Annotated in this window: 17 protein-coding genes; 8 read left to right on the top strand and 9 right to left on the bottom strand. The window is 66.9% G+C overall.

All coding sequences use genetic code 11. The annotated features are described in order from the left end of the window. Positions 1 to 26: 26 nt before the first annotated feature. Positions 27 to 2,129 (bottom strand): ATP-dependent DNA helicase RecG, encoded by a 2,103-nt coding sequence (gene recG, locus QW845_RS02230; RefSeq protein WP_315800028.1) that lies wholly within the window; start codon positions 2,127 to 2,129, stop codon positions 27 to 29. A 193-nt stretch (positions 2,130 to 2,322) separates the two neighbouring features. Between recG and QW845_RS02225 the strand changes: the two genes are divergently transcribed. Both QW845_RS02225 and mfd read left to right on the top strand, forming a co-directional pair. Next, entirely contained in the window at positions 2,323 to 2,610 is a 288-nt protein-coding gene (locus QW845_RS02225; RefSeq protein WP_315800027.1) for a succinate dehydrogenase assembly factor 2, read from the top strand. Continuing rightward, positions 2,610 to 6,125 carry a transcription-repair coupling factor gene (mfd, locus tag QW845_RS02220; RefSeq protein WP_315800026.1) on the top strand — a complete coding sequence of 1,172 codons (3,516 nt, stop codon included), beginning with the start codon at positions 2,610 to 2,612 and terminating at the stop codon, positions 6,123 to 6,125. Before QW845_RS02225 ends, mfd begins: the two co-directional genes overlap by 1 nt. A 469-nt stretch (positions 6,126 to 6,594) precedes the next feature. Here the strand turns inward: mfd and QW845_RS02215 are convergent, their stop codons facing one another. From QW845_RS02215 to QW845_RS02205, 3 genes are all read right to left on the bottom strand, one after another. Beyond that, positions 6,595 to 7,827, bottom strand: a complete 1,233-nt coding sequence (locus QW845_RS02215; RefSeq protein ID WP_315800025.1) for a GGDEF domain-containing protein — start codon at positions 7,825 to 7,827, stop codon at positions 6,595 to 6,597. Between the two features lie 113 nt (positions 7,828 to 7,940). Continuing rightward, positions 7,941 to 9,449, bottom strand: a complete 1,509-nt coding sequence (locus QW845_RS02210) for a class I adenylate-forming enzyme family protein (protein WP_315800024.1) — start codon at positions 9,447 to 9,449, stop codon at positions 7,941 to 7,943. Positions 9,450 to 9,500: 51 nt separating this feature from the next. After that, positions 9,501 to 11,327 carry an extracellular solute-binding protein gene (locus tag QW845_RS02205; RefSeq protein WP_315800023.1) on the bottom strand — a complete coding sequence of 609 codons (1,827 nt, stop codon included), beginning with the start codon at positions 11,325 to 11,327 and terminating at the stop codon, positions 9,501 to 9,503. Between the two features lie 261 nt (positions 11,328 to 11,588). On the opposite strand from QW845_RS02205, the gene QW845_RS02200 reads away from it, so the two are divergent. Then, on the top strand, positions 11,589 to 12,365 hold the full coding sequence (locus QW845_RS02200) for an invasion associated locus B family protein (RefSeq protein WP_315800022.1): 777 nt from the start codon (positions 11,589 to 11,591) through the stop codon (positions 12,363 to 12,365). A gap of 155 nt (positions 12,366 to 12,520) precedes the next feature. Here the strand turns inward: QW845_RS02200 and hspQ are convergent, their stop codons facing one another. After that, positions 12,521 to 12,853, bottom strand: a complete 333-nt coding sequence (gene hspQ, locus QW845_RS02195) for a heat shock protein HspQ (protein ID WP_315711998.1) — start codon at positions 12,851 to 12,853, stop codon at positions 12,521 to 12,523. A 144-nt stretch (positions 12,854 to 12,997) separates the two neighbouring features. On the opposite strand from hspQ, the gene QW845_RS02190 reads away from it, so the two are divergent. After that, complete coding sequence (locus QW845_RS02190; protein WP_315800021.1) at positions 12,998 to 13,951, top strand: AEC family transporter; 954 nt, start codon at positions 12,998 to 13,000, stop codon at positions 13,949 to 13,951. Between the two features lie 6 nt (positions 13,952 to 13,957). On the opposite strand, the gene QW845_RS02185 is transcribed toward QW845_RS02190, so the two are convergent. After that, positions 13,958 to 15,157 carry a UbiH/UbiF family hydroxylase gene (locus QW845_RS02185; protein WP_315800020.1) on the bottom strand — a complete coding sequence of 400 codons (1,200 nt, stop codon included), beginning with the start codon at positions 15,155 to 15,157 and terminating at the stop codon, positions 13,958 to 13,960. 118 nt (positions 15,158 to 15,275) lie between these two features. Between QW845_RS02185 and pcsA the strand changes: the two genes are divergently transcribed. The 3 genes from pcsA (at position 15,276) to QW845_RS02170 (ending at position 17,895) form a co-directional block, all read left to right on the top strand. Next, complete coding sequence (pcsA, locus tag QW845_RS02180) at positions 15,276 to 16,010, top strand: phosphatidylcholine synthase (protein WP_315800019.1); 735 nt, start codon at positions 15,276 to 15,278, stop codon at positions 16,008 to 16,010. Further along, positions 16,007 to 16,735: a TerC family protein gene (locus QW845_RS02175; RefSeq protein ID WP_315800018.1), complete on the top strand. Its 729-nt coding sequence runs from the start codon at positions 16,007 to 16,009 to the stop codon at positions 16,733 to 16,735. The genes pcsA and QW845_RS02175 overlap by 4 nt, the downstream gene beginning before the upstream one ends. 185 nt (positions 16,736 to 16,920) lie before the next feature. Further along, positions 16,921 to 17,895 carry a quinone oxidoreductase gene (locus QW845_RS02170; protein WP_315800017.1) on the top strand — a complete coding sequence of 325 codons (975 nt, stop codon included), beginning with the start codon at positions 16,921 to 16,923 and terminating at the stop codon, positions 17,893 to 17,895. A gap of 37 nt (positions 17,896 to 17,932) precedes the next feature. Here the strand turns inward: QW845_RS02170 and QW845_RS02165 are convergent, their stop codons facing one another. The 3 genes from QW845_RS02165 to QW845_RS02155 all read right to left on the bottom strand — a co-directional run bounded on the left by QW845_RS02165 (position 17,933) and on the right by QW845_RS02155 (position 20,596). After that, positions 17,933 to 18,685, bottom strand: coding sequence for a hypothetical protein (locus tag QW845_RS02165; RefSeq protein ID WP_315800016.1), 753 nt, complete (start codon positions 18,683 to 18,685; stop codon positions 17,933 to 17,935). Positions 18,686 to 18,822: 137 nt separating this feature from the next. Further along, a complete protein-coding gene (locus QW845_RS02160) occupies positions 18,823 to 19,098 on the bottom strand; it encodes a hypothetical protein (RefSeq protein ID WP_315800015.1) in 276 nt (91 codons plus the stop codon). 301 nt (positions 19,099 to 19,399) lie between these two features. Then, the gene (locus QW845_RS02155; protein ID WP_315800014.1) at positions 19,400 to 20,596 is read right to left on the bottom strand and encodes an acetylornithine transaminase; all 1,197 of its coding nucleotides are present in this window, start codon (positions 20,594 to 20,596) and stop codon (positions 19,400 to 19,402) included. A gap of 417 nt (positions 20,597 to 21,013) precedes the next feature. On the opposite strand from QW845_RS02155, the gene QW845_RS02150 reads away from it, so the two are divergent. Then, positions 21,014 to 22,135: a DUF2336 domain-containing protein gene (locus QW845_RS02150; RefSeq protein ID WP_315800013.1), complete on the top strand. Its 1,122-nt coding sequence runs from the start codon at positions 21,014 to 21,016 to the stop codon at positions 22,133 to 22,135. Positions 22,136 to 22,301: the final 166 nt, after the last annotated feature.

Below are 22,301 nucleotides of genomic sequence, written 5' to 3'. Positions count from 1 at the left end.
CTCACTCGCAATGACGGCGGTTGAACCTATCCCGCCGTCAACAGCGGGATCGCCTCGTCGCGTTCGTACAAATACAGCAGGCAGCGCAGCGCTTCGCTGCGCGGGCCCTTCAGCCTGGGATCGTCCTTCAGGATGCGCAGCGCCTCGTCGCGCGCCTGGGTGATCAACTGGGCGTGCACCTCGGGCCGCGCGATGCGATAGCCGGGCAGGCCGCTCTGGCGGATGCCGAGCACGTCGCCTTCGCCGCGCAGCTTGAGATCCTCCTCGGCGATGCGGAAGCCGTCGGTGGTCTCGCGGATCACCGCGAGCCGCGCCTTCGACATCGGCCCGAGCGGCTCGTGATAGAGCAGGATGCAGGTCGAGGCCTCGGAGCCGCGGCCGATGCGGCCGCGCAGCTGGTGCAATTGTGCGAGGCCGAAGCGCTCGGCATTCTCGATCACCATGATGCTGGCGGCCGGCACGTCGACGCCGACCTCGACCACCGTGGTGGCGACCAGCAGGCGCAGCTCATGCGCCGCGAAGCGGCCCATGACCTCGTCCTTCTCGCTGCCCTTCATCTTGCCGTGGACGAGGCCGACCTTGTCGCCGAAGCGCTCGCGCAGGCTCTCGAAGCGATCCGTCGCGTTGGTGAGATGATCGATGCCCTCGGCCTCGGATTCCTCGACCAGCGGGCAGATCCAGTACACCAGCTTGCCGGCATCGAGCGCGCGGCCGACGGCGTCGATGACCTCGCCGAGCCTGACATCGGCGACCGCGCGGGTGTCGATCGGCTGCCGGCCGGCCGGCTTCTCGCGCAGCTCGGAAATGTCCATGTCGCCGAAATAGGTCAGCACCAGCGTGCGCGGGATCGGCGTCGCCGACAGCACGAGCACGTCGACGGCCTCGCCCTTCGAGGTCAGCGCCAGCCGCTCGCGCACGCCGAAGCGATGCTGCTCGTCGACGATGGCGAGCGCCAGCGACTTGAAGATCACGTCGTCCTGGATCAGCGCGTGGGTGCCGATCAGGACGTCGATCTCGCCGGCTTCGAGCCGGGCAAGGATGTCACGGCGTTCCTTGCCCTTCTCGCGTCCGGTCAGGATGACCACGTTCATGCCGGCGCGCGCGGCAAGCGGGGCGATGGTCTTGGCATGCTGCCGCGCCAGGATCTCGGTCGGCGCCATCAGCGCAGCCTGCTTGCCGGCCTCGGCGACGGCGGCCGCCGCCAGCAGCGCCACCACCGTCTTGCCGGAGCCGACGTCGCCCTGCAGCAGCCGCAGCATGCGGACCGGTTTTTCGAGATCGGCGGCGATGGCGTCCAGCGCCTCGGCTTGCGAATTCGTCAGCGCGTAAGGAAGGGCGTCGATGATCCTGCGGCGCAGACGGCCATCGCCGGCATGACGGTTGCCGGCGGGCCGGCGCAACTGCGCCCGCACCAGCGCCAGCGCCAATTGGCCTGCGAGCAGCTCGTCGAAGGCGAGGCGCGACCAGAACGGGTTCTCCGGCAGGATGTCGGTCAATTCCTGCGGGACGTGCACCCGCGTCAGCGCCTCCCTCAAGGACGGGAAGTTGCAGCGGCTGAGCACCTCCGGGCTGATCCATTCCGGCAGGTCCGGCAGCTTGGTCAGCGCGGCGGCGATCGCCCGCCGCAGCGAGCCGAGCGCGAGGCCTTCGGTCAGCGGATAGACCGGGTCGATTCCTGACAGTTTTGCAAACCCAGCCTCATCGAGGATGCGGTCGGGATGCACGATCTGCGGCACGCCGTCGTACATCTGCACCGTGCCGGAGACGTAGCGCTTGGCGCCGACCGGCAGGATCTTCTCGATGTAGTCGCCCTTGGGGCGGAAGAACGTCAGCACGACGTCGCCGGTCTCGTCGCTGGCGTAAACGAGGTATGGCGCGCGCGCGTTGCGCGAGGGACGGTGGCGGTCGACCGTGACCTCCAGCGTCACGACCGTGCCGACCTCGACGTCGCGGACCTTCGGCCGGTTACGGCGGTCGATCACGCTGGCCGGCAGATGCAGCAGCAGGTCGACCAGCCGCGGCGTCTCGCTGCAGCCGAGCAGGTAGCGCAGCAGCTTGTCCTGCTTCGGCCCGACCCCGGAGAGGGCGGTGACCGGCGCAAACAGGGGATTGAGGATGCTGGGGCGCATGGAGCGAACACTTAAAGCGGTTTGAGAGCTGGGATAGCCGCGAATGCCGAGACATCCACGTCTTTTTCTCAGTTTTCAGGTGCCGGGCATGCCGGTTCTGCAGTCCCGAGGGCTGACAGGGGCGCCGCGCACCGCTATATCAACCGCGCCCGGCACCGTCCGGGCTTTTGGCGTTGTACCGCAGGATGCCGCGATGACTGGAACGACCCGATCGAGCCAAGGCCTTGACGACCGCCGCAAGCGGCTCCTGTTCCGCTGCTGGCATCGCGGCACCCGCGAGATGGATCTGATCCTCGGCCGCTTTGCCGACGCCGAGATCGGCAGCCTCAGCGAGAGCGAGCTGGCCGAGCTCGAGCAACTGCTCGAAGTCCCCGACCCGGACTTTTATGCCGCGGTCACCGGCGCCCGGCCGCTGCCGCCGGAGCAGACCCCGGCGCTGTTCGCTCGCATCAAGGCGTTCCGCGCGGTGGACGCCGACTGATGAAGAGCCCTGTCAAGTCGCCTGCCGAGCATCTCGCGCCGGGGCGCGCGCTGACGCTCGCCAACGTCGCCGAGGGCGCCGAAGGCCTCGTCGTCTCCGACCTCGCGCGTGCCATTGCCGCCAAGCCGAAGCCGCCGGCGGTGAGCCTCGCCGTGGTCTGCCGCGACGGCGCACGCATGCAGCAGCTGGCGCGGGCGCTCGACTTCTTCGCGCCCGATCTTCCTGTCATGCAGTTCCCCGCCTGGGACTGCCAGCCCTATGACCGCGTCTCGCCGCATGGCGGCATCCTGGCCCAGCGCGTCACGACATTGGCGCGGCTGTCGCGCCTCGCCGGCAGCGACAAGCCGCTGATCGTGCTGACCACCGTGAATGCCATCGTCCAGCGCGTGCCGTCGCGCGACACCATGGCCGGGCAGGCACTGTCGGTCGCGCCCGGCCATGTCGTGCCGATGGACTCTGTCGTCGCCTGGTTGGAGCACAACGGCTACCACCGCTCGTCGACCGTGCGCGAGAGCGGCGAATATGCCGTGCGCGGCGGCATCCTCGACCTGTTCCCGGCGGGCCTCGACCAGCCGGTGCGCTTCGACTTCTTCGGCGACAGCCTGGAATCGATCCGCACCTTCGACGCCGAGACGCAGCGAACCCTGCTCGACATGCGCTCGCTCGATCTGGTGCCCGTCTCCGAATTCCAACTGGTCACCGACACCATCCGCCGCTTCCGCATGGGCTATGTCGCCGAGTTCGGCGCGCCCGAGCGCGACGATGCGCTGTACGAGGCCGTCAGCGAGGGCCGGCGCTATCCCGGCATGGAGCACTGGCTGCCGCTGTTCCACGACAAGATGGAGACGCTGTTCGACTACCTGCCGAACACGCCGGTCGTGATCGAGCCGCAGGGCGAGGACGCCGCGCGCGAACGCTTCAAGCAGATCATCGACTATTACGACGCGCGCCGCGAGGCGATGGAGCATCCCGGCGGCGGCGCGATCTACAAGCCTCTGACCGTCGATCGGCTGTATCTGACGTCGTCCGAATGGGCCGAACGGATCGCCACCGTGCCGCTGGCGCGGATCACGCCCTTCGCCGTGCCCGAAGCGGCAAACGTCGTCGACATCGGCGCACGGCAGGGCCGCAACTTCGCGCCGGAGCGCAACGACGCCGCGGTCAACGTGTTCGAGGCCGTGGTGGCGCATGTGCAGGCGCTGCAGTCGGTACGCAAGAAGGTGGTGATCGCGCTGTGGAGCGAGGGCTCGCGCGACCGCATGGCCAGCATGTTGAAGGATCACAAGCTGATCCACGTCACCAGCGTCAATACCTGGCGCGTGGTGCAGGCGACGCCACGCAACGAGACCATGCTGGCGCTGCTCGGGCTGGAGTCCGGCTTCGAGACCGACCAGATCGCTGTGATCTCCGAGCAGGACATTCTCGGCGACCGCCTGGTGCGGCCGCGCAAGGCGAGCCGCAAGCTCGACAACTTCATCTCCGAGGTGACGAGCCTCGCGGTCGGCGACATCGTTGTCCATGTCGATCACGGCATCGGCCGTTTCGTCGGCCTGCAGACGCTCGAAGTCGCCGGCGCGCCGCATGACTGTCTCGAGCTGCGCTACGCCGGCGAGACCAAGCTGTACCTGCCGGTCGAGAACATCGAGCTGTTGTCGCGCTACGGCTCCGACCAGACCAGCGTCGAGCTCGACAAGCTCGGCGGCTCCGGCTGGCAGACCCGCAAGGCCAAGCTCAAGAACCGAATCCGCGAAATGGCGGGCGAGCTGATCAAGATCGCCGCCGAGCGCATGCTGCACGAGGCGCCGAAGCTGCCGGTGCAGGCCGGCCTCTACGACGAGTTCTGCGCGCGCTTCCCCTATGACGAGACCGAGGACCAGCTCGCCGCGATCCAGGCGACGCTCGCTGATCTCGAAGCCGGACGGCCGATGGATCGGCTGGTCTGCGGCGACGTCGGTTTCGGCAAGACCGAGGTGGCGCTGCGCGCGGCGTTCGCGGTCGCGCTCGACGGCAAGCAGGTCGCCGTGGTGGTGCCGACCACGCTGCTGGCGCGCCAGCACGCGAAAACCTTCACCGAGCGCTTCAAGGGCTTTCCGGTCAACGTCGCGCAGGCCTCGCGCCTCGTCTCGACCAAGGAGCTCAACCAGGTCAAGAAGGGCCTCGCCGACGGCTCGGTCGACATCGTCGTCGGGACCCATGCGCTGCTCGGCAAGTCGATCAAGTTCCGCGATCTCGGCCTCGTCATCGTCGACGAGGAGCAGCACTTCGGCGTCGGCCACAAGGAGCGGCTGAAGCAGCTGCGTGCCGAGGTGCATGTGCTGACGCTGTCGGCAACTCCGATCCCGCGGACCTTGCAACTTGCTTTGACAGGCGTGCGCGAGCTGTCGATCATCGCCTCGCCTCCGGTCGATCGTCTCGCGGTTCGCACCTTCGTCGCGCCGCATGACCCAGTGATGATCCGCGAGGCTCTGCTGCGCGAGCGCTATCGCGGCGGCCAGGCGTTCTACGTCGTGCCGCGCATCGACGATCTCGCCGAGGTCAAGGAGTTCCTCGACAAGACCGTGCCGGAGATGAAGGTCGCGGTCGCCCATGGCCAGATGGCGCCGACCGTGATCGAGGACATCATGTCGGCGTTCTACGACGGCAAGTTCGACGTCCTGCTGTCGACCACCATCGTCGAGTCCGGCCTCGACATTCCCCGCGCCAACACCCTGATCGTGCACCGCGCCGACATGTTCGGCCTTGCCCAGCTCTATCAGCTGCGCGGCCGCGTCGGCCGCTCCAAGCTGCGCGCCTATGCGTTGTTCACCCTACCGTCGACCCACAAGATCAGCCCGCAGGCCGAGAAGCGCCTGGGTGTGCTGCAGTCGCTGGAGACGCTCGGCGCCGGCTTCCAGCTCGCCAGCCACGACCTCGACATCCGCGGCGCCGGCAATCTCCTCGGCGACGAGCAGTCCGGCCACATCAGGGAGGTCGGCTTCGAACTCTATCAGTCGATGCTGGAGGAGGCGATCGAGAACCTCAAGGCGGGCATCACCGAGCCGACCGTCGACCGCTGGTCGCCGCAGATCACCATCGGCATGCCCGTGCTGATTCCGGAGGACTACGTCTCCGACCTCTCGGTGCGGCTGTCGCTGTACCGCCGGCTCGCCGATCTCGAGACCGACGACGAGATCGACAACTTTGCCGCCGAGCTGCGCGACCGCTTCGGCAAGCTGCCGGACGAGACGCGCTATCTGTTCAAGGTCGCGGCGATCAAGAACTACTGCCGCCGGGCCAATGTCGAGAAGGTGGATGCCGGTCCGAAGGGCGCCGTCATCGCCTTCCGCGACAACAGTTTTGCCTATCCCGAGCGCCTGGTCGCCTTCATCAAGCGCCACGGCCAGGCCGCCAAGGTACGTCCCGACATGAAGGTCGTGTTCCTGCAGGTCTGGGAGACCCCGGAGGAGCGGCTGGCGGGGACGACGGATATCCTCAAGGAGCTGGCCGAGCTCGCGGAGAAGAAGAAGGCGGCGTAGGGCAGCCGCTGGCTCTACATCAGCGAAGCTGCCAGCCGAAGTGCAAGGCAAGGCTGGCGATCAGGAAGACCGAGACGATCGCGACGACGCTGACCCAGTCAGTCTCGTCGCGTGATTGCCGGTTGTGCATGACGCATGCTCCGCTTACTGAGATGCCCCCGAGTCGAGCTTGGATCGCACCACACGAGTGGGGCAAATACGCGATCTCAACATGCACGTGTTTGGATGAGATCGTGGCCGAAGGAACGAACGTCCGGCGTGGAACACGAGATCTCGTAGGGTGGGCAAAGCGGCCGCCGTCAGGCGGCAGCGTGCCCACCGTCGGCCGGCATACTAAGCGGTGAGACGGTGGGCACGGCGCCATCTAATAGATCGCATGTAGCGAGACCGTGCATGCGCCTTTGCCCACCCTACGCAGCACGACTCTTGGTTCGAACCAGCGCAGTGATGACGCAAAACATGTAGTTTATTACGACGCCGCGCGCTGCGCCTCGCCATAGACCCGGGCCAGCAGGGTGCGCGCGGTGTCAGTCGGCTGCAGCGCGGCGACGGTGATCGACGGCTCGGTGCGGGTGTCGCGCTTGCCGTGCGAGGTGTGGCGCATCACGCTGGAGAGGCGGCGGGCGATGGCATGGGCGGAGCGGAGGTCGGTCTCGGCGAAGACGACCACGACGGAGCCGTTGTCCTCGTGGGTGCCGAAATCCATCCGCCGCATCAGGCGGCTGATGATGCGGGCGCCGTCATATTGCGCGCGCGGGTTGACAGGGTCGAAGGCGAACCGAGCTACCGCGAGGCTGCCGCCGCTCTTCTGCGTCTGGCTGACCGCGGTGGCGAAGTCGCGCGCGAAGGCGTTGCGGGTGAGCAGGCCGGTCTGCGGATCGAGCATGCCGCCGGCTTCGATGGCGCGCAGCGTGCGGTTGAGGCGGGCTTCGAAGGCGTGCAGGCGGATCAACGGCAGCGCGCTGGCCGCGATGTGCGCGGGAGCGCCGGCGATGATCTCGAGATTGGCGAGTTCCTGCAGCGGCGCCGGCTGGTTGGCAGTGACGACAACGGCAAGGTTGCGGAAGCGGGTGTCCTCGGCGAGCACCGCGAGGAACGCGTCGACCACGCGCGGCGAAAACCCTTCGCCGAGCACGATGCCGTCGATGTCGCGGCTCGACAGATGCTTGGCGGCGGCTTCGATGCTCAGCGCGCCGACGACCGCCATGCGTTCGCCGAGCGCGACCGACAGGCCGGGCAGGGAGCTGCCGCGGCCGAGCAGCAGCACGGTCGCGTCATCCAGCGGATCTGTTTCCGGCAGGGTGGCGTCGGGTGCCTTCTTTTCATCGAGACGGCGCAGCACGGTGGTGTGCAGCGTGCGGACACGCAGCGCCGCGCGCAGCCGCGCCAGCAGCCGCTCGTGATTGTCGCTGCCATGCAAGGGAATGGCGTGGTCGGGCAGGACAGCGCCACCGGGCGCGATGGCGATCAGCGGCACGTAGGGCTTGCGCGCACCGACATGACGCGAGACCGCCGCCAGCTCGGTTGCATCAGCATCCTCGACGACGGCGACGACCGCGGCCGGCTGAACCCGGGACATCGTGCTGATCGCATCAGCCCAGCGCGTCTCGACGGAGGGGAGAATTTGCGCCACCGCGAGGGCCGCACTCAGCGAAGGCCGCGTGGACGAGGAGACGATGAGAAGCGGGCCTTGTGGGGACATCCAGGAAACTCAGGATACGCTGGGCGATACGTCGCGATCCTAGGTCCCTCCCGTTAACGCAGCGTCAACACTGTTCCAAACATGACGGTTCCGTAGTGGTCCGGACGGCAGGATCAGCCGCCCGGGCCGGCGCGGTCGCGGAAGGCCTCGACCATCAGCGGATTGAGCCCGAGCTCGGCGAGCGCTTCCCGCGCGCGCGCATTGTCCATCGCGCGGCCCGCGAGGCGGTGACCGCTGAGACGGTCGGGCAGAGCGGTCAGCAGCGCGCCCTGGCCAAGCCGCCGCGACCATTCGTGCAGGTCCTGCGCAAGGAAGCGGTAGCCGCCGACGGCCATCACGCCGGCCGGCGGCGCCGTGATCGAGATCGTGTCCTGGGCACGGTCGAGGCGCACGGCATACTCGGTGTCGACGTAGTCGCGCGGCGCTGCCGGCATCAGCGAGTCGCTCGGCGGCGGCGGAGGGGCGTAGGCGGCGAGCACGACCATCGGCCCCCGCAGCCCGAGCGTGCCCTTCGGCGTCACCAGGATCTCGCCGGCGATCGACGAGCCCGGCTGTTCGCGCTGCGCGCCCTGGCGGCCCGGTTTGACCGGCCCGGGACTGCCATCGGCCGCGGTGCGGCGCACGGCGAACAATCCGGCTTCGCCGAACAGATAGACGTCGGTCATCTCGATGTCGCGCGTCTTCCACGATGCGCTCGACGCCACCTGCTCGGGCGCGCGCCACATGCCGAGCACGTAACGCAGGTTCGGCAGCCGCGAGGCGAGGTCGCCCTCGTCGAGACGCAAGGCGAGTTGGGCCGGCGCGATCAGCGTATCGCAGGCGAGCTCCGCGAGCTGCTGTTCTAGCGCGTCGGCGTCGAACGGGTGGTGCAGCGCAAGGGTGCCGCCGGACAACAGCCATGTCACGACCGAAGCGGCAAGGCCGGCGAATGACGACGGCAGGAAGGCCGACATCATGTTCACGCCCTGCGGCAGATCGCTCTCGAGCGAGATGGCAAGCCCACCGGCGATCAGGCTCAGATGGGTGCGCGGGACGGCGCGGAAGCCGTCGGCGGTCACGTCGAACGAGACGATCGCGGCCTTGCGGCCGTCCGGCATCAGCCCGCGCGTCGAGCGCGAAGGTTTCGCGATCGACTGGTCGAGCGAATACATCCCCTCGGGCAGGTCGGAGCCGAAGCCGCAGACGTGGCGGATCGAGAACGCCTCCGCCGCCGCATTCATCGCGAGATCGGAGTGAATCACGCCGTCGATCTTCGACATCGTGACGATGGCGCGCGCGCTGGTGCGGTTCAGCGCCGCCACGAGCTCCGACTGACGCCACAGCAGTGGGAACACGGCGACGACGAGGCCGGCGCGATGTGCGGCCAACACCGTCAGCACGAACTCGATCGTGTTGGGCAGCTGGACCGCGATCACCGAATGGGCGGGCAGGCCGGCGTCAATGAAGTGCGCCGCCAGCGCCGAGATCACGCGATCGGCTTCGGCATAGGTCAGGCGCATCGGCGGCCGCCCGGTGACGCGCTGCTTGTTGATCGGATCGACCAGCGCGACCGCATCCGGCTTGCGCGCCAGGATGCGTTGAAACAACGCGTCGAGCGTCGGCGACGTATTGGCCTGATTCACCTGTTGCCCCGTACTTTCACGGACCCGGCCACGACCAATTGCCCCGATTGGTCACTTCCGTGCCGGCTCCGGCCGCTGCCACCAGCTCTCCGGGAGCGCTCCCGTCAAAGCCGTCCTCTTTGGCCGTTCTATACGATTCCACCGCGCGATCCATTCCTCGGCGGCATTGAGCACTGGAATAGCGTAGAACCCCGCCATAAGAGTACGGTCCAATGCGCGAACCGTCGAGATAAATTCCGGCCTGTCGCGGGCGCGCAACAGCGCCGCGATCATGGCGTCGATCGCCGGGTCCCTGGCCCCCATGTAGTTGCGGGTTCCGGTGCGGTCGGCGGCCTCGCTGCCCCAGTAGAACGCCTGCTCGTTGCCGGGGGACAGCGACTGGTCCCAGCGGTTCTGGATCATGTCGAACTCGAAGCTCAGGCGGCGCTGGTCGAACTGCACGGGATCGACCACCCTGATCGAGGCATTGATGCCGGCCCGCTTGAGACTGCCGGCGTAAGCCAGTGCGATGCGCTCCTGATCGCGCGTCGTGACCAGGATCTCGAAGGCGAGGGGGGCCCGCGTGGTCCGATGCCGCAATACCGTCCCGTCGAGGCCATATCCGGCCTCGTTAAGCAGATCGAGCGCCGCCTTCAGCGTTGCGCGGTCGCGGCCGGATCCGTCGGTGATCGGCAACCGGTAGCTGCCGTCCATGATGTCGGCGGGGATCTGCGTGGCGTAGGGCTTCAACAGCTCAAGCTCGGTCGCGTCGGCCGGACGTCCATAGGCGGACAGCTCCGAGCCGGCGAAATAGCCGCCGCTGCGGCGGTACAGTCCGAAGAAGTAGTTGCGGTTGATCCATTCGAAATCGAACAGCAGCGTCAGCGCACGGCGCACCTTCACGTCGGCGAACACCGGCCGCCGCGTGTTGAACACCAGGAACTGCGAGGGCTGCGGCATCCCCGAGGTGAAGCTGTCGCGGATGACCTCGCCATTGCGTGCGGCCGGGAAGTCATAGCCGTCGTGCCAGCGCAGCGGCTCGGTCTCGACGCGGAAGTCGTACAGCCCGCGCTTGAAGGCTTCGAACTGTCCGTTGGACTCGCGGTAGTAGTCGAGCCTGACCTCGTCGAAGTTCCACAATCCGCGGTTGACCGGCAGGTCGCGTCCCCAATAGTCCGGATTGCGGGTGAGGGTGACACTGGATCCCGGCTGCACCGCGGTGACCCGATATGGGCCTGACCCGAGCGGCGCGGTCATCGTCGTGTCCTCGAAGCTCGGCACGTCCGTCGCGTGCTTCGCCAGAATCGGCATCAGGCCGAGGATCAGCGGCAGCTCGCGGTCTTCCGTTCCACCGAAATCGAACCGGATGGTCAGGGGGTCGAGCACGTCGGCCCTGGCCACCTTGCCGTAGAACTGCCGGTGGTTGGGGCGGCCGTGATCGCGCAGCAGCTCAAAGGAGAACGCCACGTCCTCGGCGAGCACGGGGCTGCCGTCGGAGAAGCGGGCACGCGGGTCGAGCCGGAAGGTGACATAGGTCCTGTTCTCGTCGGTCTCGACGGATTTCGCGAGCAGGCCATACAGCGTGAACGGCTCGTCGTTGCCGCGGGTGAGCAGGCTCTCGACCACATAGCTGCGGATTTGCTGCACCGCGAGACCGCGGACGATGAACGGATTCAGGCTATCGAAGGTGCCGAGCAGTCCCCAGACCAGACGGCCGCCCTTGGGCGCGTCGGGATTCGCATAGGGCATGTGGTCGAAGTCGGCCGGCAAGGCCGGGAGACCGTGCATGGCGATCGCCGCAGTCTCTGCCGCGTTCGCCGTGGGGGTGTAGACCGCGGGCAACAATGCCAGGACCACGGCGACCCATCCCGCGGCCGCGCTGAACATGCGCTGCAGCATCAGGATCGGGGCGCAAGCATTTGATTCGGAACAGGTCACAAGGGGCTTTTACCACAGGCTCGCCAGCGCTAGACCGCGGCTTCGACATGGTCTCGCGGCATTGATTCTTCCGCGCACCGCGTTAAGAAGGCGGGCGATTGAGTTAGGGCGGCAACGCCTGTCACTTAACCGCCTCATTTCCTGAGGAGACAGCCGCTTCAACGGCTTGGTGTGGCGCCTTTGGCGGTCTCGGGCGCTGCCGTTCAGAAAGGGTTTTCCGCAATGAATTTCCGTGACTTGGCCTCGTCGGTTGGGCCGCGTGGGCGGCTTGTCGCGCTGCTCGCGGTCACCGCGCTGGCCGTTTCCTTCGCTCCTTCGGTTGCGCAGGCTCAAGCGCCGAAGGCGAAGGCTCCGGCTGCCGCTCCCAAGGCTCCCGCGCCGGCCGCCCAGGCCCCTGCCATTCCTCCCGCCGGCGGCCAGCCTCAGGCCCAGGCTCAGCAGGAGATGCCGCAGCTGATCTACGCGCCGTGGACCAAGTTCTGCCTGAAGGGGCAGGATGCCAACGCCAAGCAGGTCTGCTTCATCGGCAAGGACGGCCGCATCGAATCCGGTCAGCCTGTGGTTGCAGCCGTCATCATCGAGCCCGAAGGCGAGCCGAAGAAGATCCTGCGTGTGACCTTGCCGCTCGGCATGCAGCTCCAGCCCGGAACCCGCATCGTCATCGACAACAACCAGTTCATGGAAGGAAAGTACGTCATCTGCTTCCAGAACGGCTGCATGTCGGACTACGAAGCGACGCCCGAATTCGTGAACAGCCTCAAGAAGGGCCAGACCCTCTACGTCCAGGCGATCAACTCGAACGGCACCGCGCTGACGCTGCCGCTGCCGCTGCAGGAAGGCAACAGCAGCTTCGCCAAGGCCTATGATGGTCCGCCGACCGACCCGAAGCAGTTCGAAGAGACCCAGAAGAAGCTGCAGGAAGAGCTGCAGAAGCGCGCCGAGGAGCAGCGCAAGAAGCTCGAGCAGACCCAGCCAGGCCAGCCGCAGGCGAAGCAGTAACGCTGGCCGGGCCCGTCCCGCATCATCAAAAGGCGCTCCATTCGGGGCGCCTTTTTCATTCTGCGAGCTGATGCGAGGGGGAACTTGCGAGCCGGGACCGAACGATGAGGGGCTTGCGCCGACGGCGCTCAGGCGAAGCTCTCTGGTCGAGCAGATCAGTTCATCAGCGGATTGCGCGGACGATAGCCGCCCGATTTGTCCTTGATGAAGATCTCCGCAACCTGGGAATGGCGGATCGGCTCGCCGGACTCGTCGGGAACCAGGTTCTGCTCGGAAACATAGGCGACGTATTCGGATTCAGCGTTCTCGGCCAGCAGGTGATAGAATGGCTGGTCCTTATGCGGACGGACCTCCTCGGGAATCGACAGCCACCATTCCTCGGTGTTGTTGAACTCCGGATCGATGTCGAAAATCACGCCCCGGAACGAGAACACCCGATGCCGGACGATCTGGCCGATCTGAAACTTGGCAGTTCGTGCTTTGATCATCCCAGTCGAATAGACCAGGACGGGGAGCGATGCTAGTGCCCCGCGGGCGGATTTAATCTAGACCAATCCGAGTCGCGTCAAGCCGCGACGCCCCCGCATTCCAGGCCCTTCCCAGGCTCCCTCAGGGGGCCATCTTCCGAGCCCATGTTCGACATTCTCAATCTGGCCCTGCCTTATTTCGGCGTCGTTTTCATAGGCTTCGCCTGCGGTAAGTGGAGGAGGCTGCCCGAAGCCGGGCTCGCCTGGATGAACTTCTTCCTGCTCTACGTCTCGCTGCCCGCCTTGATGTTCAACCTCATCGCGCGGACGCCGTTCACCGAGCTGAGCAACCCTCCCTTCCTGGTTGCAACGACGCTCGCCACCATGCTCACCTTCGCCCTGGCGCTCGTGCTCGGCAAGGCCATCGGGCGGCTGTCGCTCCGCGAGGCGACCATGGCCGGGCTCGCGGGTGGCTACGGCAATATCGGCTATATGGGGCCTGGGCTGGCGCTGGCCGTGCTCGGGACCAAGGCGGCGGCGCCGACCGCGCTGATCTTCTGCTGCGACAGCATCTTCCTGTTCTCGATCGTGCCGCTGCTCGTCGAGCTGACCGAGCGCGATCATGCCTCGGTGGTGCACGCGATGCGCACCGTGCTGCGCCAGATCCTGCAGAACCCGCTGATCATGGCCACCGCCGCCGGCATCCTGGCGGCCGCGTTCCAGTTGCATCCGCCGACCGTTCTCGACCGCACCCTGCAGTTCCTGCAGAACGCCGCTGCGCCGACGGCGCTGTTCGCGCTCGGCGTGACCGTGGCGCTCCGCCCGTTCGAGCGGCTGCCCTGGGAGGTGCCGGTCCTGACCGTGGTGAAGCTCGTCGTTCACCCGCTGCTGTCGTTCGGGCTGATGCTGCTGTTCGGGCCGTTCGCGCAGCCCTGGGCGGCGACCGCGGTGCTGATGGCGGCGCTGCCGCCGGCGCTCAATGTGTTCGTGATCGCGCGCCAGCACGACAGCTGGATCGAGCCGGCCTCATCGGCGGTGCTGATCGGCACCTTCGCCTCGGTGATCACCCTGACCAGCGTGATGTGGCTGATCCAGACTGGCCGGCTGGCGTTTCCCTGACGGTGCTCAACCGGCCCTGCGCGTGGCTCTCCATGACGGCGCCAGGCCCTCGCGCATCGCGAGCCGTCGCAGCGGACCGATGCCGCTCATGAGGTGCATGCCGACGGCGCGCAGCGACTGCATCGGCAGAAGATCGCTGAGCAGCGAGCGGTTGGCGACGTCGATGGCGAAGGTGCGGCTCAGGATATCGGCGCGGCGCGCCGCACCATAGCGCGCGAGCACCTGCGGCGCACCGATATCCTCGCCGGCAGCATTGGCCTTGCGCACGACATCTGCGATGTCGATGCCGTCGCGCAGGCCGAGGTTCAGTCCCTGCGCACCGATCGGCGGCACCACATGCGCGGCCTCGCCGACCAGGGCGATCCGGTTTTGCGCGTAGCTCAAGGGCCGCTCGATCGCGAGCGGAAACACATGGCGGCCCGGCTCGACGCGCACCCGGCCGAAGATCGAGTGCGACTGCCGCTCGGCGGCGGCGGACAGGGCGTCGTCGTCGAGCGCGAACAGCCGGTCGGCCTCCTTCGGGGCCGCGACCCAGACAACGCTGCAGCGGTCGCCCGGCAGCGGCACGAACACGCAGGGTCCCTGCGGCGTGTGGAATTCCGTCGACACGTTGTGATGCGGCCGTGCATGGGTGATGTTGAAGGTCAGCGCCGACTGCTGCAGCGTGCGCCGGCTCACGCCGATGCCGGCGGCCTCGCGGCACAGCGAATGCCGGCCATCGGCGCCGACCACGAGCCGCGCCGTCAGCACGCGGCCCGATGCGCTGGTGACGGTCACCGCATCGGCATCGCTGCGCACGCTGTCCGCATCCTCGGCGATCCGCACCAGGCCGTCGATCTCGCCGGCGCGTTGTTCCAGCGCGTCGACCAGGACGGCATTGGCGATGTTGTAGCCGAACATTTCGAGACCGATCTCGTCGGCGACGAAGCGGACCTCCGGGGCTCGGATCAGCCGGCCGGTATCGTCGACAAGCCGCATCGCCTTGAGACCGGCGGCGCGGTCACGGCACGCCGACCAGACACCGATCTCGTCGAGAAAGTCGACCGAGCCGCCGAGCAGGGCGGTGGTGCGGTTGTCGGCATACGGCGCCTGGCGGGCCACGAGCGCCGTCCGCGCCCCGGTCTGCGACAGGGCAATGGCGGCGGCGAGCCCGGCGGGTCCGCCGCCGACGACGATGACATCAAAGCTGGCGTCTGTGTTGCTCATCCGGGAACATTTGACGTTCCGGCAGGGCTTTTTCAAGGGTATTGCGTGAGCCTGCGCGGCGCATCGCCGCAACGGCGGATATGCAATCGGCTCCGATTCCTGATAGCACTGGCGCCGCATGGATCAGTTGAGACCAGAGAGCAGGGTCGCCGCAACGCCGGCGCATCGCGTCGCGGCGTTCTCGGTGCACGTCTTCACCGCGCTCGGTGCGGGCGTCGCGCTGCTGGCGATGCTCGAGGCCGTGCGCGAGCATTGGACTGCGATGTTCTGGTGGCTCGGCGCCGCGCTCGTCATCGACGGCATCGACGGGCCGATGGCGCGCCGGCTCGACGTCGTCCATGTGCAGCCGGACTGGTCGGGCGACGTGCTCGATCTGGTGGTGGACTTCACGACCTATGTGTTCGTGCCGGCCTACGCCATCACCGCCAGCGGCATGCTGCTGCCGCTCGCCGCGCCGGTCATCGGCGTCGGCATCGCCGTCACCGGCGCGCTGTATTTCGCCGATCGCCGCATGAAGAGTAACGACAATCATTTTCGCGGATTTCCGGGACTCTGGAACATTGCGGCATTCTACCTGTTCCTGCTGCATCCCTCGCCATCGTTGGCGACCCTCGGTCTCGCGGTCCTGATCGCGCTGACCTTCGTCCCATTCCATGTCATCCACCCGGTGCGCGTCGAGCGGCTGCGCTGGCTGACGCTGCCGCTGGTCGCGCTCTGGGGCGTCCTGGTCATCGACGTGCTGGGAAACAACTTCGCCGTGGGCTCGATCGTGACGGCCTTGTTGTGCGCGATCGCCCTCTACATCGTCGCGAGCGACTCCGCGATCCGCCTGCTGAGATCCTTGAAAGCATGATCGACCTTCTGACCAGTCCCGAAGCGTGGGCCGCGCTGCTCACTCTGACCGCCCTCGAGATCGTTCTCGGCATCGACAACGTCATATTCCTGTCGGTGATCACCTCGCGCATCCCGCAGCCGCAGGCGACACGCGCCCGCCAGATCGGGCTGGCGTTGGCCCTGATCTTCCGCATCCTGCTGCTCAGCGTGCTGGTCTGGCTGATCGGGCTGACGCAGCCGGTGTTCACGATCGGCGGCGTGGGCTTCTCCTGGCGCGACATCATCCTGATCGCCGGCGGCCTGTTCCTGATCGCCAAGGCCACGCACGAGATCCATGCCGAGGTCGAGGCGCGCGAGGAGGAGGAGGGGTCGCAGGGCGGCGGCGCCAACAAGTTCTTCTGGGTGATCCTGCAGATCATCGTCATCGATCTCGTGTTCTCGCTGGACTCGATCATTACCGCGATCGGCATGGCCCAGGATCTCGAGATCATGATCGCCGCCGTCATCATCGCCATGGTCATCATGTACGTGTCCTCGGGACCGGTGGCGCGTTTCGTGGCGAACCATCCGACCACCAAGATGCTGGCGCTCGCCTTCCTGGTGCTGATCGGCGTCGCGCTGGTCGCCGACGGCTTCAAGTTCCACATCCCGCGTGGCTACATCTACTTCGCGATCGTCTTTGCGCTGGCGGTCGAGGCCTTCAACGTGATGGCGTCGCGCAACCGCAGGAAGCGCAACGCCTGACCGGTGCCGAGTTGACAAGGCCGCCGTGATCGCCTTCGCTTTTGCCGCCGGCAGCGCCGGGTGCGCGGCCGGAGGTCGGCTCCTTCAACGGAGCCGGATGTCCGATGAGAATCAGGTAAGTGTCGAAGGTTCTTTCGCCGGATTCCCGGACGCGGCGATGGAGAGTCCGAAGGGGAGATGGCGGGATGGTCAAGGCGGTGCGCGTGCACAAGGTGGGAGGCCCCGAGGCGCTGGTCTATGAGCCGGTCGATCTCGCCGCGCCCGGCCCCGGCGAGGTCCGCATCCGCCAGCACGCGATCGGCCTCAACTTCATTGACGTGTACTATCGCACCGGACTGTACAAGGCGCCCGGCCTGCCGTTCATCGCCGGCAACGAGGCGGCAGGCGAGGTGATCGCCGTGGGGCCCGGCGTCACGCATTTCCATCCCGGCGACCGCGTCGCGTATTATGAGAACCTCGGCGGCTATGCCACCGAGCGCAACATCGCCTGGCAGCGCCTGGTCAAGCTGCCCGACCATATCACCTATGAGCAGGGCGCGGTGCTGATGCTCAAGGGGCTGACGGTCTGGTATCTGCTGCACAAGACCTTCAAGGTCGAGCCGCACCATCGCGTGCTGATCCACGCCGCCGCCGGCGGCATCGGCCTGCTGGCCTGCCAGTGGGCGCGCGCGCTCGGCGCGCACGTCATCGGCACCGTCGGCTCCAAGGCGAAGGCGGATCTCGCGCTGGCCAATGGCTGCGACCACGTCATCCTCTACAACGAGGAGGACTTCGTCGCGCGGGTCAAGCAGATCAGCCGCGGCGAATTGTGCGACGTGGTCTATGACGGCGTCGGCAAGTCGACCTTCCCCGGCTCGTTGTCCTGCCTGAAGCAGCGCGGCCTGTTCGTCAGCTTCGGCAACGCCTCGGGTCCGGTGCCGCCGTTCTCGATCGCCGAACTCAACAGTCATGGCTCTCTGTTCGCGACCCGGCCGAAGCTCAACGACTATATCGGCAAGCGGTCCGAACTGCTGGAGGGCGCCGATACGCTGTTCTCGGCGGTGATCAGCGGCAAGCTGCACGTGCCGATCAATCACGCCTATGCGCTGAAGGATGCGGGTCGGGCGCATGCCGACCTCGAAAGCCGCGCCACGACCGGGGCCTCGATCCTCAAGCCTTAACAGCCGGCCTTAACAGCCGCGCGACCGAGCCCTGTCGCTACACCTCGCCCCGGATCGAAGCGTCACCGGCTGCCGCGCGACTCCAGAGCACCGCATCGGTCTGCGCTGCCGTCGACGCCTCGATCCGCGCCGGCGCGAGGCTGTCTTGCCCGTCCCGCCAGGCGCGCTCGCGCTCGGGGTCGTCGAGCGCCAGAACGAGACCCTGGTTGAGCTCATACAGGCCAGAGGCGAGCCCCGCAGCGTCGAGCGCCGCCCTGAGCGAATCCTGCACCAGCGCGCGCAGCGCGAGGTGTGGTGCCGAGACCGGCACGTCGACCTCGCGGCCGGCCATGGCCTGTGCGCAGGCGCGCCGGTCGAACGAGGCATGCCCGCGGCAGGCGAGCGGACCCGCGGGATGGATGATGCAGCCGCCGCGTACGAGGAATGGGCAGGGCTGACGCAACTTCATCCGCGCGGTGTCGCTCAATCCGTGCGTCGCGCGGTTGGCGAGCTTGATCCGGCGCGACAGCGAGCCGAGCGTCTTAGCCGGCATGCGCTGGTCGATCTGCCGGACATAGCGCGCGAGCAGGAAGATCTCCGGTGCCGTCGCGGTCACGCGCAATGCGCAACAGGAGGGGCAGCCCTTGGCGCAGGCGAGGGCGGGCAGATGCGCCGTCTGGGCATCGATATTGGCTTCGAACAGATCGAAAGCGCGGTCGGCGAGCGTCTCAGCGCAGTTCTGCGATGCCCTGCACGCTGCCAGCAGCGAGCTGAACGCCCGCTTCAGTTCGGTGAAAGCCGCATCGCTCAATGCTGTCCTCCAAAGACCCGACGATCAAAACGCCGGACGGTCAAAACGCCAGCGACCGCGGCGCACCCGGCGCACCGCGGTCGACAGGGGCAGGGCAGAGAGGACGCTCACTGCCACACCCAGCCCGAAAGCCGATGTCAGGCAATGCCCTTGAGGATCGCCTCGAAACAGGGGCGGGGGATGCGGAAGAAGCCGCGGCCGCCGGCGAAGGTCTGATAATGCGGACGCGCCATGTCGAGCAGGCGCTCATACCATTCATTGGCGGTCAGGCTGGCGGGCTTCTCGCCGATCGAGTTGATGTCCGAGTTCGGGAAGAAGCGAACGTGGATCAGCACCTCTTCGGTCGCGGCCAGGGCGATGTGGCTGCCGCTGTCGTCGACCGGCAACGCCCGAGCCAGATTGTCTCTCGCCATTCTTGCATCTCCTTCTATCGTGCCGACCTCGTTGTCGGCGGATGATCATCAGCTTGGTCCCGGCAAGCCTCTCTCCTCCGAGCTGATCACATCCCGTACAACGCTATATCAGGATAGATATAACGTAAGTCATCGGATCGCAGGTGTTTGGCGCGATCAGGATCGTTGTTCGGGGGGACAGCTGTCCTTGATCCAGGTCAAATGGCGGCGAGCCCGACCTCGGTGTTTGTGCCTCATCTGTAGGCAGCCGGCACGCAGGCTTCGCATGTGGCACGGAGCCTGCGTCTTGAACGGCATTCGATCAGGCGACGCAGCGCGCGGCGCCGACCTTGGTCAGGATTCCGTCCAGCGTGTCGATCATCGCCGCAATCTCATCGCGAGTCACATTGAGGGCCGGCATGAAGCGTAGCGCATCCGGACGCGGCGCGTTCAGCAGCAGGCCGAGCTCGAAGGCGTGCGCAACGATCGCCGGCGCGATCGGCCTGATCACGTCGAGCGCAAGCAGCAGACCACGGCCGCGCACTTCGCCCAGGCCGTGCCTTGCCGAGATGCGCTGCAACTCGCTCTCCAGATAGATCCCGTTGTCCGCGACAGCCTTCAGAAACTCCGGCTTCTCGATCACATCGAGCACGGCGAGCCCCGCCGCACACATCAGCGGATTGCCGTTGAAGGTGCCGCCCTGATCGCCATGCTCGAAGCAAGACGCCTCGTCGGTCGCCAGCAGGGCCGCGAGCGGAACGCCGCCGCCGATGCCCTTGCCCAGGGTCATGATGTCCGGGAGGACGTCGGCATGCTCATAGCCGAACAGTTTTCCGGTGCGGCCCATGCCGGTCTGGATCTCGTCGACGATCAGCAGCAGCCCGTGCCTGGTGGTCAGCGCCCGCAACTGCTGCAGGAACTCGTCGGTCGCGGGCCACACGCCGGCCTCGCCCTGGATCGGCTCCAGCATGATCGCCACCGTCTTGTCGGAGATCAGGGCCTCGACCGAGGCGATGTCATTCAGCCGTGCCTTTGGAAAGCCCGGGACCTTGGGCTCGAACAGCGGCTCGAACGCCTTCTTGCCCGAAGCCGACATCGTCGCCAGCGTGCGGCCGTGGAAGCCGCCCTCGAAGGTGATGATCTCGTATGCGCCGTTCTTGCGCAGAGCGCCGTATTTGCGGGCGAGCTTGATGGCGCCTTCATTGGCTTCGGCGCCCGAATTGGTGAAGAACACCTGGTCGAAGCACGAGCGGTCGACCAGCGCCTTAGCGAATTGGAGGCTGGTGTCGTTGAAATAGGCCGGGCTCGGCGTGATCAGGCGTGCCGCCTGGTGGGCGAGCGCGCTGGCCAGCTCCGGCGGCGCGTGGCCGAGCGAGTTCACGGCCCAGCCCTGGACGAAGTCGAGGTAGCGCTTGCCGCCGTCGTCCCATAACCAGGAACCCTTGCCCTGAACGAAGACGGTGCGCGGACGCGCCGTGATCTCCATCAGAGCGTCGTAGGGATGGGAGGCGGTCAGCATGTGCAATCTCCTATGCTCAGGGGGAAACGGGGGCCAAAAAGCGAGAAGGCCGCTCCTTTGCGGGAGCGGCCTTCTCGAAAACCTGGAGCTGATGAGCTAGCTGATCAGCAACGTTTTCGGACATGGCGCGCCCCGGCATCGTCACGGCGGTGACGACGGCAAACGGCGGCGCGGCGGTTGGTCCGGTTGAAGATCATGCGGCGGCCATACAGGCAAATCGCAACCGGTGTCAAGATGCCGGCCTGCAGACTGCAACAAGGGCCGCCGCTCCAGGAAGCGGCGAGGGAAGCGCCGCCGGTGCGAAGCCCGCTCGATCCGGTCTCGGGTCTCGCACTTTAGTGACAACTTTACCAAACATTTAGCGGCTGTGTTTACCCTCCCTGGGCAGCTTGAAAATGCAAGCGCTCAGGACGAGCGATGTCGAACCCCCATCTCACGATCGCCGAAGAAGTGCAGGCGGCCATAGCCACCGGCTCAGCCGACCGCTGCTCCGGCGTGGCCGAGCGGGTCGCCTCCCTGTTCGTCGCCTCTGCCGGCAGCCTGGATATCGAGCAGCACGCGCTGTTTGCCGACGTCTTCGAGCGTCTCGTCAATACCATCGAGCTGCGTGCGCTGGCCGACGTCGGGGCCCGGATCGCACTCGCCGAACTCAGCGCCCAGCTCGCCCCGATCCCGCAGGCGCCGGCCGGCGTGATCCGGCGGCTGGCCCATCATGACGACATCGCCGTCGCGGGGCCGGTGCTTTCGGAATCGCCGCGGCTGAGCAGCGAGGATCTGATCGAGATCGCGCAGACGCGCAGCGAGAAGCACCTGATGGCGATCGCCGGGCGCTGGTGGCTGCAGGAGATCGTGACCGACGCGCTGCTCGCGCGACGCTATCCGAGCGTGAGCCGGCAACTCATGAAGAACCCCGGGGCGCGGGTGTCACCCGCCGGATTTGCCGCCATCGTGGCGCAAGCGGCGGGAGACGCGGAGCTCACGGTCGCGGCCGGCATCCGCGCCGATCTGCCGGCAGCCTTGCGCAGGACCCTGTTGCAGCGCGCGACGGAGGCGGTGAGGGTGCGCCTGCTCGCGTCGGCGCCGCCGCATCTCTACGAGGAAATTCGCAGCGCCATTTCATCGGCCACGCTCGACGCCGAGCGCGAGATGTCGCGCAATCGCGACGCGGGCAGTTCCAAGGTGGCAGTCGGCCAGCTGAAGCAGGGCGGCAAACTGACCGAAGCCGCGCTGCTGGAATTTGCCCGCCAGCGGCGTTACGGCGAGACGATCGCGGCCATCGCGGAGCTCGCGAAATGCAGCATCGAGCTGGTGCGGCCGCTGATGCAGAGCCTGCGCAGCGACGGCATCCTCGTGCCGTGCAAGTCCGCTGGACTGAGCTGGGTCACGGTTGCCGCGATCCTCGATAGCCGGTTCGTTTCAGGCGCAACGCCCCCCGACGAGCTGACCAAGCTCAAGAACAAATATCTCGAACTGAAGCAGGACGAGGCGCTTCGCCTGCTGAAGCTCTGGTCGGTTCGTACCACGGGCTCCTCGCACTGAGGACGGCTCGCCCGGGGCCGCAAAGGCGCTTGGGCGACCTGCTGCGGTGCAGCAAGACAACCGAGGGGCGTTCGGCCATATCCACGCACCTTTGATCTTTTAAAATCAGGGGTTGTGTCGTATCCTCTTCGCTGCCTGCGGGAGATGCCCCGGTCAGACCGGTCAG

Source organism: Bradyrhizobium sp. SZCCHNS3002, from assembly GCF_032377435.1.
In the GTDB taxonomy this organism is placed as follows: domain Bacteria; phylum Pseudomonadota; class Alphaproteobacteria; order Rhizobiales; family Xanthobacteraceae; genus Bradyrhizobium.
This window is presented reverse-complemented; position numbering and strand designations above follow the sequence as displayed.

Coding starts and splice junctions, on each gene's coding strand:
- QW845_RS02215 (WP_315800025.1), bottom strand. CDS start 7,827: ATGTCCCCACAAGGCCCGCTTCTCATCGTCTCCTCGTCCACGCGGCCT.
- hspQ (WP_315711998.1), bottom strand. CDS start 12,853: ATGATCAAAGCACGAACTGCCAAGTTTCAGATCGGCCAGATCGTCCGG.
- QW845_RS02170 (WP_315800017.1), top strand. CDS start 16,921: ATGGTCAAGGCGGTGCGCGTGCACAAGGTGGGAGGCCCCGAGGCGCTG.
- QW845_RS02190 (WP_315800021.1), top strand. CDS start 12,998: ATGTTCGACATTCTCAATCTGGCCCTGCCTTATTTCGGCGTCGTTTTC.
- QW845_RS02200 (WP_315800022.1), top strand. CDS start 11,589: ATGAATTTCCGTGACTTGGCCTCGTCGGTTGGGCCGCGTGGGCGGCTT.
- QW845_RS02150 (WP_315800013.1), top strand. CDS start 21,014: ATGTCGAACCCCCATCTCACGATCGCCGAAGAAGTGCAGGCGGCCATA.
- QW845_RS02185 (WP_315800020.1), bottom strand. CDS start 15,157: ATGAGCAACACAGACGCCAGCTTTGATGTCATCGTCGTCGGCGGCGGA.
- recG (WP_315800028.1), bottom strand. CDS start 2,129: ATGCGCCCCAGCATCCTCAATCCCCTGTTTGCGCCGGTCACCGCCCTC.
- pcsA (WP_315800019.1), top strand. CDS start 15,276: ATGGATCAGTTGAGACCAGAGAGCAGGGTCGCCGCAACGCCGGCGCAT.
- mfd (WP_315800026.1), top strand. CDS start 2,610: ATGAAGAGCCCTGTCAAGTCGCCTGCCGAGCATCTCGCGCCGGGGCGC.
- QW845_RS02205 (WP_315800023.1), bottom strand. CDS start 11,327: ATGCTGCAGCGCATGTTCAGCGCGGCCGCGGGATGGGTCGCCGTGGTC.
- QW845_RS02155 (WP_315800014.1), bottom strand. CDS start 20,596: ATGCTGACCGCCTCCCATCCCTACGACGCTCTGATGGAGATCACGGCG.
- QW845_RS02175 (WP_315800018.1), top strand. CDS start 16,007: ATGATCGACCTTCTGACCAGTCCCGAAGCGTGGGCCGCGCTGCTCACT.
- QW845_RS02160 (WP_315800015.1), bottom strand. CDS start 19,098: ATGGCGAGAGACAATCTGGCTCGGGCGTTGCCGGTCGACGACAGCGGC.
- QW845_RS02225 (WP_315800027.1), top strand. CDS start 2,323: ATGACTGGAACGACCCGATCGAGCCAAGGCCTTGACGACCGCCGCAAG.